Below are 18,476 nucleotides of genomic sequence, written 5' to 3'. Positions count from 1 at the left end.
GTTTGGTTTAATTATGAGTTTAGTTATGTAAACCTAACATTTAAACTAGAGAAGATTTTTTTGGTTATTGTGAGTATACATAAATATAATAATAAAAACAATTGTTTAATTATTACCCGTAAAATGATCTTAAAAGCTATTTTCTTCTTGTTATATTAGCTTTCATCATTTTATATTCGCCTAGAGTACCGGTTCAAGTTAACATAAGCCTACTACTTCTTTACTTCTATTAGTCTAAGTATGAAACAATCCATAAAAGTGCTTTTATTATCATTATTTGTCTTTCCTGGTGCTGGACATATTTTTTTAAAAAAGTACCCTCTAGCCTTTGTTTTTATTTTAAGCACTCTTTATTTACTTTTCGACTTCATTAAAGCATTACATGAGGTAGCTCAAAAAATTGTAGACGATGTACTTCTCGGTAAAATCGCTATGGATCTTTCGGCTATTCATCAAGCATTACAAACTAAATTGGTAATTGACTACAATAATTTTTCAACCGTTAGCTATTTATTATTACTATTGTGGATTATTGCTGCATTTGACGCCTATCGAATAGCAAATAAGAGTCATAAATAAGGCTATTTAACCTGATCTTGGTTTAATAAATCGTTCTTTAACAGCTATTTCCTCTCTTTTCATCGTTAAATTTATTTGATTTAGAATGACTAGACCTAAAGAAATTTTCCTTGTTATTGCACATAGAGCATAGCTCTGAGTTGAGAAAATTTTTAATCAAATTGGTATAAGCACAATTTCACTTGTTTTCACTCCCCATTAGCTAGTACTTTTTTAATTGCTATTTGAACGGTATAATTATTTTTTCCTTTTTGAGGTGTATTAATGAATTATCTTCCGTTAGAAAGTTTAAAAAATACTTGGGTTTTCAAGCACAAAAGTTTACCTATTAGTGAGACTGATTTAAAAAAAATTAAGCCAATGAGCATTGAGCGTGCAAATATTTTATGGGATACCTTTATTTCTCGCCAAGTAGATCATCCTGACTTTTTTAAAAAGGGGGATTGGCCATTTGATAAAAGTAATTGGCTAGAACAAGGGAAATGGGAAGGTCTTTGGGATAGTAATGAACAACTATTACCTGAATTAATTGAAAATCATTTATCGTGGGATCAAAATACTGTTGTTTATTATTGCAGCGCTAGAGATAGCGTTATCGAAACGACTTGGCTTGTTTTTAAACGCTGTTGGAAGAATTTTTTATTCATGGATGATGGCCCTATTCTTTTAGGTAAAAAAAGACATCAAGTAGTACAATTTAACAGTAATGGTTATTTTAAAATTGGTAACAAGCCCATTAATAACTAACACATTTATTTTATTGTTTTTTTACTTTTCAGAACGGTCTTATTTTGCATATAAACAATCGCCACAAACAAGGTTACAACTTTAAAAATTTACTCAAAGTGAGTCCTGAGCTATCCCCATTTATTATTAAAAATAAATATAATAATCAAGATACTATTGATTTTTCGAATCCCCTAGCCGTTAAATCACTCAATGCTGCTTTATTAAAAAGTGAATACCGTATTAACTTTTGGGATATTCCTGAAGGTTACTTATGTCCTGCTGTTCCCGGCAGAGTAGACTACATTCATCACCTTAATGACTTACTGGTCAACACATCAATAGATGTACTTTCAAAAAATTCAGTAATTAACGCATTAGACATAGGTACTGGCGCAAGTTGTATTTATCCCCTTTTAGGGCAAAGGGAGTATAACTGGAGTTTTGTGGCATCGGATATCGATCCAATCTCAATTAATGTCGCTCAAAGTATTATTGCTAGTGATAATACATTAACTCAGAAGATTCAATGTCGATTACAGATCAACACACATCATATTTTTACTAATATTATTAAAGAAAATGATTTTTTCCACTTAACCTTATGTAATCCTCCATTTCATAGCTCGCTTAATGAAGCAACCCATGGAACTAATAGAAAATGGAAAAACTTAAACAAAACTAAAATATCTTCTTCTCCTCAAAAAGGAGCTTTAAATTTTGGTGGACAAAAAGCTGAGCTTTGGTGTCCAGGTGGAGAATTAGCCTTTATTGAAAAAATGATTATAGAAAGCAAAATTTTTCAGAAACAAGTATTGTGGTTTACTTGTCTAGTCTCCAAAAAAGACAATCTGGGTAAAATTAAACTGTATTTAAAAAAAGCAAAGGTAAAACAAGTTAAAGTCGTGAATATGACACAAGGGCAAAAGATAAGTCGTTTTATCGCTTGGAGTTTTTATGATATGCCAAGCCTTTAACATATATAATGCACGCTTGGTACTTGATTTCTCGCCTACAGTTTAAATAGCTTGAACAGCTAAGCTAAGCTAGCCTATTCAGCATTTAACTCTTCGCTAGCAACCAGTTCACCTAAACAAAATAGCTGCCATTGTCCAGGCGGCATCTTGTGCCAGGTTTCATCATCCGTTAAAGGCTTTGTTGCGATCACAGTAACAATATCGTTATTCGTTGTTTCTTGTTGAAAGTCTACAGCCATTTCTGCATCAATCAGGCTTGCTTGCCCAAAAGGCGCTTTACGAGTAAGCCAGTGTAAATTATTAGAGCAATAAGCAAATAAGTATTCGCCGTCACTGATAATAATATTTGCCACACCAAGCGCATCAATTTTTTTAGCTAACGAAGCAATAAAATTATATAAAATAGTGGCCTCAACCTGTTTAGCACCAAACTGAAGGTGTAATTGATCAAGTATCCAACAAAAAGCATGCTCGCTATCTGTCGTGCCTATTGGTAAGTGATATTCAATAGGTAATTTATTTTGAAAATCTTTTAATTGCCCATTATGTGCATAAGTCCAGTTTCTTCCCCACATTTGTCGTATAAAAGGATGAGTATTTTCTAAACAAACTTCCCCTGAGTTAGCCTGCCTAATATGACAAATAACCGCCTCACTTTTGATTGGATACTTAGTCACTAGTTCGGCAATAGGTGAATGTGCACTTGGCATAGGATCTTTAAAGCTTCGACAGCCTTTACCTTCATAGAAGGTTATACCCCAACCATCACTATGTGGACCAGTATTACCACCTCGCTGCATTAAGCCACTGAAACTAAAACAAATATCTGTTGGCACATTGGCACTCATCGCTAATAATTCACACATTACCTAACCTCAATTAAACCTCAAAAAACAAACCGACACTTAAGTATAAAATGTGCTTGGCTAAATTAACAATATACTCTATAAATAGAGTATACCATTCAGTAAAAATTATTTTAAATTCAATTACTTTTTATCGAGTAATTTGCAATATAAAAAGGAAGGCTTATGGATATAATTATTTGGTTACTAATCGCAATATCATTAACTTGGTTTATGAGCTACAAAAGAGCTTCATTATCAAGCTACACTTTAAGTTTTATCACGTTAATGATCTTAGGCTCATTATTTAATATTATCGGGATTGTTTCTTGGCTACTTTTTGCTGTTATCGCTTTACCTTTAAATATTGACAGTATACGTCAACAATTTATTAGTATGCCGTTATTGGCTATTTTTAAAAAAATAATGCCAACCATGTCAACTACTGAGCAAGAAGCAATAGATGCAGGAACTACTTGGTTTGATGCTGACTTGTTTCGTGGCGATCCTGATTGGCACAAACTACATAACTACCCTCGCCCTCGTTTAAGTTCACAAGAGCAAGCCTTTTTAGACGGTCCTGTTGAAGAAGTCTGTGCCATGGTTGATGATTGGCACATAACCCATGAAATTGCTGATTTGCCGCCAGAAATTTGGACTTTTCTAAAAGAAAATAAATTCTTCGCAATGATCATCAAAAAGCAATATGGCGGTTTAGAATTTTCAGCTTACGCTCAATCTCGAGTTTTACAAAAATTGACTGGGGCAAGCTCTGTGTTGGCAAGTACCGTAGGCGTACCTAACTCGTTAGGACCTGGTGAATTGCTACAAGAATATGGTACCAAAGAACAACAAGAGCACTACCTTCCGCGTCTAGCTACAGGGGAAGAAATCCCTTGTTTCGCGTTAACAAGCCCAGAAGCTGGCTCTGATGCTGGTTCTATTCCTGATTATGGCATTATTTGTCATGGTGAGTTTGAAGGTAAAGAAGTACTAGGGATGAAATTAACCTGGGATAAGCGTTATATCACTCTTGCTCCTATCGCTACGGTATTAGGTTTAGCTTTTAAATTACAAGATCCAGACAAGTTACTTTCTGATAAAGAAGACTTAGGAATTACTTGTGCGTTAATTCCTACGAATTTACCTAACATCACTATTGGTAGAAGACATTTTCCATTAAATGTACCTTTTCAAAATGGTCCTACTCAAGGTGATGAGGTATTCGTACCACTTGACTTTATTATTGGTGGCGCTGAGATGGCGGGACAAGGTTGGAGAATGTTAGTTGAATGTCTTTCGGTAGGTAGGGCTATTACACTACCTTCAAATAGCGCAGGTGGAATTAAAACAACCGCCTTAGCAACAGGTGCTTATAGTCGAATCAGACGTCAGTTCAAATTACCTATCGGTAAGATGGAAGGCATTGAAGAGCCGTTAGCACGTATTGGCGCAAATGCTTATTTGATGGATGCAGTGACAACTATGTCAACTGGCGCTATCGACCTTGGTGAAAAACCATCAGTGATATCAGCTATCTCTAAATATCATCTGACAGAAAAAATGCGTTCATCGATAATAGATGCTATGGATATTCATGGTGGTAAAGGTATCTGTATGGGCCCAAATAACTACCTTGCTAGAGGATATCAAGGAGCACCAATTGCAGTAACCGTTGAAGGTGCAAATATCTTAACTCGCAGTATGATTATTTACGGTCAAGGTGCCATTCGTTGTCATCCATATGTTTTAGCTGAGTTAGCTGCGGCAAACAACCCTGATAATGAGAAAGCACTTCATGACTTTGATCATGCACTTTTTGGACATATTGGGTTTAGTATCAGTAACATTAGTCGTAGTTTATGGTGTTCTATTACCGGCTCTCGCTTCATCAGTAGTCCATATAATGATGAAACCCATCGTTATTATCAGTTACTTAGTCGTTTTAGTGCTAATTTAGCAATGATGTCTGATATCGCGATGATAACGCTTGGTGCTGATTTAAAAAGAAAAGAACGCATATCTGCACGATTAGGTGATGTGTTAAGTAATCTTTATTTAGCTAGTGCTACACTTAAACGTTACGATGATGAAGGGAGAAAAATAGATGATTTTCCAGTTGTGCAATTTGCCTTAGAAGATTGTCTTTATAATATGCAGCATGCCATAGATGAATTGATTTATAATTTTCCAAATAAAACAATTGCTACCGTTTTAAGAGCAATTATTTTTCCACTTGGCACTTGGTTAAGTAAACCAAGTGATGAAACTGCGCATAAAGTGGCAAGATTACTACAAAAACCATGCCCTACCCGTACGCGTTTAGGACAAGGACAATACTTAACACGAGATGGTAAAAATATTTTTGGTCGATTAGAACAAACCCTTGAAGATATTATTAATTGTGAACCTGTTTATGACAAAGTTTGTAAGCTTTTAGGCAAAAAATTTCCATTTTATCAATTAGATCTTTTAGCTGAAAAAGCATTAGCTGAAAAGATAATATCATCAGCAGAAGCCGAGTTATTAATCACGGCTGAAAAAGGTCGTAAATGGGTAATTTCTGTTGATGACTTTGATAGTACATCGTTATCAGCGGTTAGTTAGCTTAGTACTAAGCATTAAATGACCATATAAATTCACTTAGAATAAAGGAACTAAGCACACTAATAATTGCCCTTATAAAGACATATTTTACTGTTTAGCTTGCTAACACATAAAGTTATCAAATTAATAAGGGCAATAACTGGTTTTTAATATTATCACTCACTAAAATTTATGTTAACATTTAGTAAATATGATGCTAATGGACTAATGGATCTTAATGATGATTGAAACTAATACAATGCCAATTGAATTGACTAAAGAACAAAAAATCACGCCGATAAAGCGCCGTACTAAAGGTGAAAAAACACGAGAAAAGATTTTACTTTCTGCTATAGAAATTTTAGCTCTTAGCGGCATAAAAGGCACAACCCATCGAGCTATTGCTAGTCATGCGCAATTGCAGCTTTCTTTAACTACTTATTACTTCAAAGATATTCAAGATCTTATTCTACAAGCTTTCAAATTAAATTCTGATAAAATTTTAACCCGAACAGACTCGATTTTAGAAGCGAGCTTTATAGCCATTACCAATATCCCTAAAAAAGAATTAAAAAAAGTTGTTGTTAAAGAGGAGCTTTGTAATTTATTAACTGAAATGGCTACCGCCCATTTAATTGATAATATTAAACACCATGCTATCTCACTTGCAGTGGAGCAACTTATGTTAACTGAAACGCAAACCTCACCCGAGGTACGCTTATTGGTGCAAGAGCATGAATTAGCCCAAATGGTTCCTTATGAACAACTTTGTGGCTTCTTCAATAAAGTAACCCCGGATCTAGATGCTAGAATTATGTATACGGTTTTTTCACAACTTCAATATGGACAACTTGCCTACCAAGCAAATATAGATACGTCATTAATTGAACAAACTACTCGAAGAGTTATTGCCTGGATTCTTGCTATCAAATAAGAGGTTGAAAGTGGGTAAACTAAAGATATAGGTATTTAATAAGTATTTAACTTTCAATACTACTAAGTTATTAATACCGTCTAAGTAGTTTAATGCCTAATATTAAAATAATAATATTAGGCATTTTAAATTCAAGTATTCATGTTTTATGACGGGAATTAAAGGTTAAATAAACGATTAAAATTATCGCTTGAAAGCCTAGCAATTTCTTCCACGGATTGACCTCTTATACTTGCCAAATGTTTTGCAACTTCAGCAACATACGCAGGTTGGTTTTCTTTACCGCGATGCGGTACCGGCGCTAAATAAGGTGAGTCTGTTTCAATTAAAAACTTATCATCTGGTACTAAGGCTGCGACTTCTCTTAACGCTGTCGCATTTTTAAAAGTAACAATGCCAGAAAATGAAATATAAAAGCCTAACGCTATTGCTTGCTCAGCCATATCCCAGCTTTCAGTAAAGCAATGTAAAATCCCCCCTACTTCTGACGCGCCTTCACTGCGTAACAATGCTAAGGTATCTTCCTGAGCTTCACGTGTATGAATAATCAATGGTTTATTCAATTGTTTAGCAACCTTAATATGCTTTTTAAATGAATCTAACTGAAGGGCTTTTGTTTCAGGTGCGTAATGATAATCCAAACCTGTCTCACCAATGGCAATCACTCGTTCATTATCACTTAATGTGAGTAATTGTTCCGGTATTATCTCATCTTCTTGATTTAAAGGATGAGCCCCACAAGTAAGCAGTACATTATCATATTTAGCCGTTTGCTCTGCCATATTAGGAAAGTCTGCTAAAGTAACACTAACGCAAAGTAGTTTATCTACTTTTGCATCAGTTGCGCTCTTGATAACATTATCTAAGTTATTGTCATGAAGAGATAAATTAAGTCTGTCTAAATGGCAGTGAGAATCTATAAACAACGAGAAGCTCCTATTCTTATTTGGGATTTATCAAGGCTCAGTTTTAATTTATATATTTAATACAGGTAAATAGTTAAAATATTAGGTTAAAAGAGGCGTAAATATAGATGTTAACAATTGTGCTAAAATAATAAAGTAATATTGCTAACAGCGCTTAATAATTTTTTGTTCAAATGTTAAGGCTACTAGCAAATCATTTACATTGTCAGTGTTGGCTCTGACGAGTTTAAATGGCGAGCAAGAATTTGCTCCATTTGATGACGTACTTTTTCGGGATCTTTGATAAACATTACACCTATACCTGGTGGTGTACCATTTTGAGCTCCAGCAGGAGTTAACCAAGACACTTCACCATGTACAATTGAGTCTTCTAAAGCATCAGGTAATAAGATATGTAATTCAACCTCATCGCCTAAATCATACTGGCGAGGTGTTCTAACAAAAACACCACCTTCTTTTAGGAAAGGCATAAAAGCAAGGTACAAATCTCGCTCGGTATGAAACTCTACATTTAATGGGATCAAGTGTCTCTCCTTCAATTGCTCAATATAATATAAAGCGTAAAAACTTATGGTCTAACAATTTTGTTAATCATCATAACTAACTGCTCACCAACAAATTGTCTATTTGTTTGAGTATATGATTTTAGCAGTTTATTACTATCGATGATAGTTTGATATAACTGATTAAATACCTGCGCCGTTATTTGCTTATCGCTATTTTTATCAAATATTGCATTTTCACCGACAAGAGCATTTTGCCTTACAAGATTAACAATTATTTTTTCTAGCCAACGTACGCCATGTTGATTATCAGTTAACAGAGCAAGTAGTTTATCTTCATTTTTGCCTGTATATAAATAATCTAAAAAGGTTTGCTTAAAAAATACAAATGTATCAAATAGAGCGGTATCTGTAAGCTCTGGCAATTGTGATACATTAACAAAAGCGTTTTCATTAAAATCACTATTAATCGAGTCTGCTTGTCCTTTCGGTTTATTCTCTAAATGATTAAGTTGTGCAAGCAGCTCATTGCCCAGCTTAGGCCTGATTGAAAAAACCGCACACCGACTTACTATTGTAGGTAATAAACTGTCGATATCTTCAGTAATCAATACAATATAACTATTGTCACTTGGCTCTTCCAGGGTTTTTAATAATGCATTCGCGGCAGCAACGGTCATGAGTTGTGCTTGTGGTATTAGAATTGTTTTATTCTTACCAAGTTGTGCTGTTTTTTCTAGAAAAGCGTTACCACGTCGAATATCATCTACGCCTAACGTTTTATTTTCACTTGTTAATAATAAATGATCAGGGTAATTACCACTTTCTCGCAACAAGCAAGATTTACATTGCCCGCACGCAACGCTAGCTTTATATGCAACATTAGCATCATTTTTTTTTGCGCTATCAAAGTAAGCTGGCGTTTGACACACTAATAAATTAATTAGCCATTGGGCTAAATTATCAGTGCCTGAGCCTGCAGTGCCTTGAATCAAAATAGCATGCGCTAAAATACCTTGTTGATATTGTCTACTCAGCTGATTTTGTTTCTCATCGCAAATGTGTAACATAGCCTTCCTACTTTAACGACATTTTTGTGATAAAAGCTAACACTGAATTTTTTATATCTTGGTGAACTTGCGCCATACTTTGTGCGGCGTCAACTGTAATGATTGATTCATCTTGCGCAGCTAATTCACGGTATTTATTATGAACTCTAATAAAAAAGTCCATTTGTTCTAACTCAATTCTGTCTAAGTCGCCTCTGGCTTTAGCGCGAGATAAACCAATATGAGGGTCAATATCTAAATAGAGTGTTAAATCAGGAACAAAGCCTTTTAAAGTTATTTCTCGAATCGTATTCATGGTGTTTTCATCAAAGCCTCGACCACCACCTTGGTAGGCACGCGAGCTTAAATCATGACGATCTCCAATGACCCATTTTCCTGCAGCGAGCGCTGGCAATATTTTATTTGCCAGTAATTGACTACGACTGGCATACATTAATAATAACTCAGTTTCTACGGTCAATTTCTCTTCCTGACTAACCGATTTTACCATATCGCGTAGCATCTCCGCTAATGGCGTGCCTCCTGGCTCGCGGGTATTAATATATTCGATTCCCTGCTCATTTAGCATTTTTTCAATAACAGTAATTGCAGATGACTTACCCGCACCTTCCATGCCTTCTATAACAATAAACTTTCCTATAGACATATTTGAATTTCAACCTTTAATCGATTTGTTTGATGATAAAATAAGTTAAGTAAAATTGTTAAAATCGATTTTCATCGTCATATTTTCTATTTTTACTGTTGTTACTTTCTTTATTTATTTAATTTTTGTTGCTTTAAATAAGCACGAACGGCACGATTGTGTTCGCTGAGTGTTTTACTAAAAACATGCTTACCATTACCGCCACTTACAAAATAAAAATAATCACTTATCGCTGGATTTAAGGTTGCCTCAAGTGATGACAAACCTGCCATAGCAATAGGTGTTGGCGGTAAGCCATTTATTCTATAGGTGTTATATGCGGTTTTCTCGCGTAAATGAGCACTGGTTATATCACCTTGATAACGCTCGCCTAAACCATAAATAACTGTGGGATCGGTTTGTAAACGCATTCTTTTATTTAAACGGTTAACAAAAACTGAAGAAATAAGCGGTTGCTCTGCAATATAACTGGTTTCTTTTTCAATAATAGAAGCCATAATAAGCGCTTGGTATGGCGTTTTATAGGGTAAGTTTTCTGCTCGACTATCCCATAACTTAGTTAATTTTGACCGCATATTACTGTAAGCACGTTTAAGCAAGGTTATATCTTGCGTATCTGCAGTAAAAGCATATGTGTCGGGAAATAACCACCCTTCTGGATTTTCAGCTTCAATACCTACTTTAGCCGCTATTTGACTCATAGTATCATCTTCAATGGTTTGTTTAATATGCGGATGAGCGGCAAGTATAGCTAATGCATCTTTAAAACGTGTACCTTCAATTAAAGTTACCGAAAACTGATGTTCTTTGCCATCAACAAGTTGTATTAATAAATCTTTTAAGTTGGTGCTTTTAGGAATTAAATATGTTCCTGCTTTTATTTTTGTTTTTTCAGGAAATAATCGACCATAAACTTTTAACCATAAAGGCGTATCAAGCCATTTTTTATCTATTAATTGATTAGCCAAGGTGCCAATAGAACTACCTGGTTTTACACTAATAAAACCGCTCTCATTAATAGTTAAAGGTTGGTTAAGTGCATTATTAAATTGATAACTTAGGGTAGTAAATGCAGCAATCAATATCAGTAAAGTGATAAGAAGCAGTTTTTTTAACACACAAATTCCTTTAGGTGATAATAAATATTGAAGGTAATAAACTTAAAGCAAACCTTTCATTTCTTGTTGTAGCATAATAACAGGCGTAAGATTTAATTGCTGCTCATTATAGGTTTTGACAGGTATTATGCCCATTAACGCATTACAAATAAACATGCTTTGTACTTGTTTAAGCTCAGAAAGTTTAGTTTTAACTATGTTGATCTGAGGATTTTTTTCAATAATCACTTGTCTGATAATACCATTTACACCTGATGTCGAAATTTCAGGGGTATATAATTGTCCATCTAGCCAATAAAATACATTCGAGCTTATCGCTTCAACGACATTACCTAACACGTTAGTCACGATAAGATCGTCTTCACTGCGCTCATCAACTTCAGCTTTTAATAATACTTGTTCAAGCCTATTTAAGTGTTTAATACCACCAAGCATACTACTTGAGGCAAGTTGTTGTTCGCTATTACCCATATTAATGCCAGTGCGAGCAATTTCAGCATAATTTGTCGGAAAGTCAGTTACTGTAATAATTATATTCGTCGCGTTATCTTTCAATCCAAGTCTTGAATAACCTCGTCCGCCACTTCCTGCGGTGATCATTACTTTTAAAACAGCGCTAGCATAAGGTTGGGCAACTTGGCTTAACTCTTGTGTTAAATTTACATCATCTGGCAGGGGGATCTTTAATTTCTGGCAACCATCAATTAAACGCTCAACATGCTTTGCTAATAACATGACTTTACCCGCAGCAATTTTAGCGGTGGTAAATAAACCATCGCCGTAAGATAATCCTCTATCATTAATTGCTATTTTAGTTTGTTGTTGACCATTTATAGAGCAAAATTTCATGTCGTATCACTATAGTAATATATTTAAAGAGCGTTTAATTATTAAAAATTAATGATATAAAAAAGCCTGAAGACTTCCTTATGTATTAAGGTTAGTATTCAGGCTTACTCTGACTTTTACAAGTCATTTAAATAACCAGATTTCAATCGACATTATTACGATTGTTAACTCTGACAGATTAAACTTTCTTAAAGATCAATGAGCCGTTTGTGCCACCAAAACCAAATGAGTTACAAAGTACATAGTCAAGTTCAATATCACGTGCTGAACCAGCAATATAATCCAAATCACAGCCTTCGCCTGGATTATCTAAATTAATGGTTGGCGGTACTTGGTTATTCACTAATGCTTGAATACTAAAAATAGCTTCTATTGAACCTGCAGCACCTAATAAATGACCCGTCATTGATTTAGTTGAGCCCATAAGTACATTATAAGCTTGCTCACCAAAAACAGATTTAACAGCATTTGTTTCAGCAATATCACCGGCGTTAGTTGAAGTACCATGTGCATTGATGTAACCAATTTTACTGATATCAACTTTAGCGTCGTTTATAGCATTTTGCATAGCACGCGCCGCGCCATCGCCATTTTCTGGTGGTGATGTCATGTGATAAGCATCACCGCTCATACCAAAACCAACAAGCTCAGCATAAATTTTAGCACCACGTGCTTTAGCGTGCTCATATTCCTCAACAACAATAACCCCAGCACCATCACCTAATACAAAACCATCACGGTCTTTATCCCAAGGACGAGATGCAGCTTGTGGATCATCGTTACGACGCGATAAGGCACGTGCCGCACCAAAACCGCCCATACCTAACGTAGTTGACGCTTTTTCAGCACCACCAGCAACCATTGCGTCAGCATCACCATAAGCGATCATACGTGCAGCGTGACCTATGTTATGAACACCACTAGTACAAGCAGTAGTAATAGCAATATTAGGCCCTTGTAAGCCACACATAATTGATAAATGACCGGCAATCATGTTGATGATCGTTGATGGTACAAAAAATGGAGATAATTTACGCGGGTTACCGCCTGTATTTAACAATTTAGTATGATTTTCTTCAATCAAACCTAAACCGCCAATACCAGAGCCAATAGCAACCCCTATACGAGGTGCATTTTGCTCACTAACTTCAAGACCAGAGTCATTAAACGCTTGAATACCTGCCGCAATGCCATATTGAATAAAAAGATCCATTTTTTTGGCTTCTTTTCGTTCCATATAATTTTGTGCGTCAAAGTCTTTCACTAAACCTGCAAATTTTGTTGGGTAATCCGTAGTATCAAAATGCTCAATATTACCTATGCCACTTTTACCAAGTAGCAAATTTTGCCATGTTTCTTCTGCTGTGTTGGCTAATGGACTTATCATGCCCATACCTGTAACTACTACACGTCTCATAACAGCGCGGTCTCCGAAAGTATAATTATATGACCGAATATGAACCTAATGCAGATCTCGAATTAATATCGGCTCTATTTTGTATTAGGTAATATCGTCAACGTAGACATAAAAAAAAAGCGGTCACTTGTAATAAAGTATACCGCTTTTATTATTTTTTTAAGTTTGATTTAATCAAACTTAATAACAATTACTGGTTAGCAGTAACGTAATCAATAGCTGCTTGAACAGTAGTGATTTTTTCTGCTTCTTCGTCAGGAATTTCAGTATCAAATTCTTCTTCTAACGCCATAACTAATTCAACTGTATCTAGTGAGTCAGCACCTAAATCATCAACAAATGATGAATCAATTTTAACTTCTGCTTCACTAACACCTAGTTGTTCAACTGTGATTTTTTTTACGCGTTCTTCGATATTACTCATTTTATTTCCTTTACTGAAAGTACAGTTTTTCAAATTGCGTGTAGTGTATTCGGCAATAGCCTGCCATGCAAGCATCTAATTCACTTTTTTAAACTGGTCAAACCTGTTATGCAATTGAAAATATCATTAAAAAACAATGCAAGCCTTAAAAATAGAGGCTTACACCATATACATACCACCATTAACATGGATAGTTTCACCGGTAACATAAGCCGCAGCATCAGAAGCTAAAAACGCTACAGTACTCGCAATTTCTTCTGGTTTACCTAAACGGTTAGCTGGTACTTGTGAAAAAATTCCTTCTTTCTGCTCATCCGTTAACGTTTGCGTCATATCAGTATCTATAAAGCCTGGTGCAACAGTATTTACCGTAATACCACGAGAAGCAACTTCGCGCGCTAACGCTTTGGTAAAACCTAATAAGCCTGCTTTGGCTGTTGCATAGTTTACTTGACCTGCGTTACCCATAGTGCCAACAACTGAGCCGATATTAATAATACGACCTGTGCGCTTTTTCATCATAGGACGAACAGCCGCTTTACTTACTTTAAACACTGACGTTAAGTTAGTTTCAATAATATCAGTCCATTCATCGTCTTTCATACGCATGAATAGGTTATCACGAGTGATACCTGCATTATTTACTAAAATATCAATAGAACCGTACGCATCTTTAATTGCTGTAAACATATCAGCAATAGATTCATCACTCGTAACATTTAATACCAAGCCCATACCACTGCCATTATCAGCAGTTAAGTATTGAGTAATGTTGTTAGCACCATTTTCAGATGTAGCTGTGCCAATTACTGTAGCTCCTAAGGCTTGTAATTGTGTAGCAATTGCTTTACCAATACCACGGCTTGCGCCTGTAACTAAAGCTATTTTACCTTCTAAAGAAAACATATTATTACCTACTCTTTTTATTTTATTTACGATCTATAGCCAAACAAAAGGGTTAATTAACCGTTAATTAAATCTTTTGTTTGTTGTAATGAGTCAAGCGTATTAAAGCTTGTACTACTTAACGACTTATCTATACGTTTGTTTAAGCCTTGTAAAACTTTACCTGGGCCTACTTCTATAACTTTTTCGATTCCATCAGCGGCTAATTGGCTAATAGTTTCACTCCAACGAACTGGCGAATATAATTGTTTTACTAATGCCGACTTAATTGCTTCTGGTGTTGATTCACTTGCGACATCAACATTATTAACAACATCAATTAATGGTACATTAAATGTAATATTATCAAGCTCTACAGCTAACTTGGTTGCTGCATCGCTCATTAGAGCGCAATGAGATGGAACACTTACTGGTAATGGTAAAACACGCTTTGCCCCTGCGGTTTTACATAGTTCACCTGCTCTTTCAACTGCTTCTTTATGGCCTGCAATAACGACTTGACCTGGCGAGTTAAAGTTAACAGCTGATACAACTTGAGATTCTTTAGCTTGCTCACAAGCATTAATAATAGCTGTGTCTTCTAAACCAATAACTGCAGCCATAGCGCCAACACCAGCTGGAACGCAGGCTTGCATAAACTCACCGCGTTTTTCCACTAAGACAACTGCATCGCTCAATGATATTACACCGGCACAAACTAATGCAGAATACTCACCTAAACTATGACCCGCCATTACATCTGGAATAACATCAGATTCATCTTGCCAAACACGCCATAATGCGACACTCGCAGTTAATAATGCCGGTTGAGTAAAGTTTGTTTGATTCAATTTTTCAGCGGGTCCTTCTGCGACCAATTGCCATAAATCATAACCTAATGCTTTTGACGCTTCTGCAAAAGTAGTTTGTACAATACTATTTTCTGCAAAGTCACTAAGCATAGCTACGGTTTGCGAACCTTGCCCTGGGAAAACGAATGCTAATTTATGTTGCATATTAATACTCTATTTAGTTTTTGTTAATAAAGGTTTGTATAACTTAATTTTTATTTATCGATGCTGGCAGAGTTTAGTGCTTAACATTTCACTAGTTATTTTTGCCATAGTTTTGTTGTTTACGTAATTTATTCTTATATCGTTTTTGATGACAAAGTTTATAAGAATAAGTTTCTTTACTTATTCGCTAGACCAAACTCTATTGAGCTTTTAATTTTCTCGGGTACTTGTCTTTCAACTTCTTTTATTGCTTCTTCTATCGCCGCCAAAAACGCTTGAGAGTTTGCATTACCATGACTTTTTACGACAATACCGCGTAAACCAATTAAACTGGCACCATTGTACTGATCAGGGTTCATGGTTTTAAACAACCTTTTAAAGCTCGGTTTGATTAACGAGCCAAATAATTTAGCTAATAAACTTGCACTAAAGGCTGTTTTAGATTTTTGATAAACTAATCTGGCGACACCTTCACAGGTTTTTAACGCTACATTACCTACAAAGCCATCACAAACAATAACATCAGCTTTATTAGAGAAAATATCACAACCTTCGATAAACCCGACATAATTAATATCTTTATCTTCGCTTAATTCAACAGCCGCTAATTTAATATGATCACTGCCTTTAATATCTTCTTCACCCATATTCAGTAAAGCAATTCGTGGCTTTTCAATACCATCGACCTGCTCCGCCATAACAGATCCCATGAGACCAAATTGATATAACACGTGAGAGTCACAAAATACATTAGCGCCTAAATCTAACATAAATACATGTTTTTCTTTATCGTGGGTCGGTAATGAAGAAATTAATGCTGGGCGCTCTACTCCAGGTATATTCTTAAGAACGAAATGAGCAATAGACAATAGTGCTCCGGTATTACCGGCACTGACACAAGCCTGTGCCCGTCCATCATGAACAAGATCAAGCGCTTTACGCATTGATGAATCTTTTTTATTTCTTAGGGCGACAATAGGTTTGTCCGACATATTTACTATTTCAGTTGTCGGAAAAATAGTTAGCTGTGTGTGTGTGACTAATTTATCTTTGGGGATTTTTAAACGAATTAGAATATCTGTAATGATGTCTTCATCACCACATAAGATTAGGTGCAAGTTAGGCCATTTTTTAATTGCCATTATTGCAGAAGAAATTGTTATAAAGGGGCCTTGATCGCCCCCCATAACATCTAACGCTATGGTTAGATTACTATTTAAGCTCAAACGAGATAAGCCTAAACTATTTTTATATAGCGAAGTAACCGCTTAGCTAGCGATTACTTTAACGCCTTTGTAAAAGCCATCAGCAGTTACGTGGTGACGACGATGCGTTTCACCTGATACTGGATCTACTGATAAGTTTTCTGGTGTTATTGCATCATGTGAACGGCGCATGCCACGTCTTGAACGAGACTTTTTGCTTTTTTGAACTGCCATGAGTTACTCCTAAGTCGGTTGTAAGTTAAAAGGCATAATGCTTTTTAACTATTTAAATTGTTTTAATACATCAAATGGATTTGGTTTTTCAACTTCTTCTGGCAATTCACCCCAAACTGAATCAGCATCAGCTGAACAATCTTGAATTTTATGCCGCGGGATTAAAGGAATGGTGAGTATTAACTCTTCTTCCACTAAATCACGTAAATTTACTTCGCCATTTTCATCTAACTCTACTACGTCATAATATGACGGAATTTTTTCAGCTGCTTCCTCATTTTTGGCAGGACTAAAAGCAAACTCTACTTCAAGTAACTGATCAAAACTTTCGTTACACCGCTGACAAGTTAATGCAACTAATGTCGATGCTGTGCCAGACATTACTGTCAAACCACGTTCATCAACATCAAACTTAACACTAACTTGAACATGCTCGCTTCTGCTTTCGCACTCAGCAAGCAGTCGAGTCATATCCGACAATTTACACACGCCTTCACACACAAGTCTACGCTGTGCACTACGGGATGGATTAATTGTTATTGGAAGTTTAAGATTCTGCATAAGGCGCGCATAATATAGTCCCTGCAGCCAAGTGTCAAAAGAAAATTGCACTATTTTGTTTAAAAACTTCAGATAGATGCAATAATACTACTAATTAATGAATTATTAGATATTTCTTTGTCAATCGCTGGCAAAATAAAGTCTGAGTATTATAACGGCTTAATCTATTTTTTAAAAGATCATATATTGATCATAATTAGATCGTCGCAAATATAATTTGAGCTTAAATAAAAGGATAAACATGAAAACTTTGGTTCTTGGTTCAACCTCCCCTTTTCGTAAAGTTATTTTAGAAAAACTACAACTCCCTTTTGAGTGCGCAAAACCTGATATTGATGAAACAGCGAAACTAACTGAAAGCCCACAAGCATTAGTTGAGCGCCTTGCAATTGAAAAAGCAAAAGCGGTTACTACACAATACGCGAATGCTTTAATTATCGGCTCAGATCAAGTGGCAGTATGTGAGGGTGAAATTTTAGGTAAGCCTCATACTTTTGAAAACGGTGTAAAACAATTAACTAAATTTAGCGGTAAGAGTATCACTTTTTACACGGGCTTATGTGTTTATGACAGTGAAACAGAGAAAACAGCTTCATTAGTTGAACCTTTTATTGTCCACTTTAATAAACTAAGTTTAACGGAAATAGAGAACTACCTTAACGCAGAGCAACCTTACAATTGCGCGGGCAGCTTTAAAAGTGAAGGTTTAGGTATTTGTTTATTTAATAAACTCGAAGGTGATGATCCAAATACTTTAATAGGATTACCGCTAATTAAACTTGTTGCGCTTTTAAAAATACATGGCATTGACGTATTAGCCGAACAAAGCAAAGTGTCTTAACGATTAGAAATAGTAATTAAAAAAAGGTGCTAAACAATAGTCTTTTTGCTTGCACCTTTTATTTGAATAGCTTTTTTCAATACTTTTAATAGCATTATTCTATTTAATACCAATCTGATTAAATTTCTTCCCAA

20 protein-coding genes are annotated in these 18,476 nt (G+C 35.4%); 6 read left to right on the top strand and 14 right to left on the bottom strand.

The window, feature by feature from the left end; all coding sequences use genetic code 11:
• Positions 1-240: 240 nt before the first annotated feature.
• From KO502_RS07125 to rlmF, 3 genes are all read left to right on the top strand, one after another.
• A complete protein-coding gene (locus KO502_RS07125; protein ID WP_216021883.1) occupies positions 241-579 on the top strand; it encodes a hypothetical protein in 339 nt (112 codons plus the stop codon).
• 264 nt (positions 580-843) lie between these two features.
• A complete protein-coding gene (locus tag KO502_RS07120) occupies positions 844-1,326 on the top strand; it encodes a DUF2947 domain-containing protein (RefSeq protein WP_216021882.1) in 483 nt (160 codons plus the stop codon).
• Between the two features lie 44 nt (positions 1,327-1,370).
• Positions 1,371-2,282: a 23S rRNA (adenine(1618)-N(6))-methyltransferase RlmF gene (gene rlmF / locus KO502_RS07115; RefSeq protein ID WP_216021881.1), complete on the top strand. Its 912-nt coding sequence runs from the start codon at positions 1,371-1,373 to the stop codon at positions 2,280-2,282.
• Between the two features lie 74 nt (positions 2,283-2,356).
• On the opposite strand, the gene KO502_RS07110 is transcribed toward rlmF, so the two are convergent.
• Positions 2,357-3,148, bottom strand: coding sequence for a class II glutamine amidotransferase (locus tag KO502_RS07110; protein WP_216021880.1), 792 nt, complete (start codon positions 3,146-3,148; stop codon positions 2,357-2,359).
• 165 nt (positions 3,149-3,313) lie between these two features.
• Between KO502_RS07110 and fadE the strand changes: the two genes are divergently transcribed.
• Positions 3,314-5,734, top strand: a complete 2,421-nt coding sequence (gene fadE / locus KO502_RS07105) for an acyl-CoA dehydrogenase FadE (RefSeq protein WP_216021879.1) — start codon at positions 3,314-3,316, stop codon at positions 5,732-5,734.
• A 217-nt stretch (positions 5,735-5,951) separates the two neighbouring features.
• Positions 5,952-6,647 carry a hypothetical protein gene (locus KO502_RS07100; protein ID WP_216021878.1) on the top strand — a complete coding sequence of 232 codons (696 nt, stop codon included), beginning with the start codon at positions 5,952-5,954 and terminating at the stop codon, positions 6,645-6,647.
• A 158-nt stretch (positions 6,648-6,805) separates the two neighbouring features.
• Here KO502_RS07100 and KO502_RS07095 read toward each other — a convergent pair whose 3' ends face one another.
• From KO502_RS07095 to yceD, 13 genes are all read right to left on the bottom strand, one after another.
• Positions 6,806-7,573, bottom strand: coding sequence for a YchF/TatD family DNA exonuclease (locus tag KO502_RS07095; protein ID WP_216021877.1), 768 nt, complete (start codon positions 7,571-7,573; stop codon positions 6,806-6,808).
• A 197-nt stretch (positions 7,574-7,770) separates the two neighbouring features.
• Entirely contained in the window at positions 7,771-8,097 is a 327-nt protein-coding gene (locus KO502_RS07090; RefSeq protein ID WP_216021876.1) for a PilZ domain-containing protein, read from the bottom strand.
• 44 nt (positions 8,098-8,141) lie between these two features.
• On the bottom strand, positions 8,142-9,146 hold the full coding sequence (locus tag KO502_RS07085) for a DNA polymerase III subunit (RefSeq protein ID WP_216021875.1): 1,005 nt from the start codon (positions 9,144-9,146) through the stop codon (positions 8,142-8,144).
• 7 nt (positions 9,147-9,153) lie between these two features.
• Positions 9,154-9,792, bottom strand: coding sequence for a dTMP kinase (gene tmk, locus KO502_RS07080; protein WP_216021874.1), 639 nt, complete (start codon positions 9,790-9,792; stop codon positions 9,154-9,156).
• 110 nt (positions 9,793-9,902) lie between these two features.
• A complete protein-coding gene (gene mltG, locus KO502_RS07075; RefSeq protein WP_216021873.1) occupies positions 9,903-10,910 on the bottom strand; it encodes an endolytic transglycosylase MltG in 1,008 nt (335 codons plus the stop codon).
• Between the two features lie 42 nt (positions 10,911-10,952).
• A complete protein-coding gene (gene pabC, locus KO502_RS07070; RefSeq protein WP_216021872.1) occupies positions 10,953-11,759 on the bottom strand; it encodes an aminodeoxychorismate lyase in 807 nt (268 codons plus the stop codon).
• A 178-nt stretch (positions 11,760-11,937) separates the two neighbouring features.
• Complete coding sequence (gene fabF / locus KO502_RS07065; RefSeq protein ID WP_216021871.1) at positions 11,938-13,176, bottom strand: beta-ketoacyl-ACP synthase II; 1,239 nt, start codon at positions 13,174-13,176, stop codon at positions 11,938-11,940.
• Between the two features lie 190 nt (positions 13,177-13,366).
• Positions 13,367-13,600, bottom strand: coding sequence for an acyl carrier protein (acpP, locus tag KO502_RS07060; RefSeq protein ID WP_011043112.1), 234 nt, complete (start codon positions 13,598-13,600; stop codon positions 13,367-13,369).
• 159 nt (positions 13,601-13,759) lie between these two features.
• Positions 13,760-14,506, bottom strand: coding sequence for a 3-oxoacyl-ACP reductase FabG (gene fabG / locus KO502_RS07055; protein WP_216021870.1), 747 nt, complete (start codon positions 14,504-14,506; stop codon positions 13,760-13,762).
• 56 nt (positions 14,507-14,562) lie between these two features.
• Complete coding sequence (gene fabD, locus KO502_RS07050) at positions 14,563-15,501, bottom strand: ACP S-malonyltransferase (RefSeq protein ID WP_216021869.1); 939 nt, start codon at positions 15,499-15,501, stop codon at positions 14,563-14,565.
• A 176-nt stretch (positions 15,502-15,677) separates the two neighbouring features.
• A complete protein-coding gene (gene plsX / locus KO502_RS07045; RefSeq protein ID WP_216021868.1) occupies positions 15,678-16,727 on the bottom strand; it encodes a phosphate acyltransferase PlsX in 1,050 nt (349 codons plus the stop codon).
• 42 nt (positions 16,728-16,769) lie between these two features.
• The gene (gene rpmF / locus KO502_RS07040; protein WP_216021867.1) at positions 16,770-16,940 is read right to left on the bottom strand and encodes a 50S ribosomal protein L32; all 171 of its coding nucleotides are present in this window, start codon (positions 16,938-16,940) and stop codon (positions 16,770-16,772) included.
• A 48-nt stretch (positions 16,941-16,988) separates the two neighbouring features.
• Positions 16,989-17,501 carry a 23S rRNA accumulation protein YceD gene (gene yceD, locus KO502_RS07035; RefSeq protein WP_216021866.1) on the bottom strand — a complete coding sequence of 171 codons (513 nt, stop codon included), beginning with the start codon at positions 17,499-17,501 and terminating at the stop codon, positions 16,989-16,991.
• A gap of 241 nt (positions 17,502-17,742) precedes the next feature.
• Between yceD and KO502_RS07030 the strand changes: the two genes are divergently transcribed.
• Entirely contained in the window at positions 17,743-18,342 is a 600-nt protein-coding gene (locus KO502_RS07030) for a nucleoside triphosphate pyrophosphatase (protein ID WP_216021865.1), read from the top strand.
• Positions 18,343-18,476: the final 134 nt, after the last annotated feature.

The organism is Colwellia sp. E2M01 (assembly GCF_018860585.1).
Classification (GTDB): domain Bacteria; phylum Pseudomonadota; class Gammaproteobacteria; order Enterobacterales; family Alteromonadaceae; genus Colwellia.
This window is presented reverse-complemented; position numbering and strand designations above follow the sequence as displayed.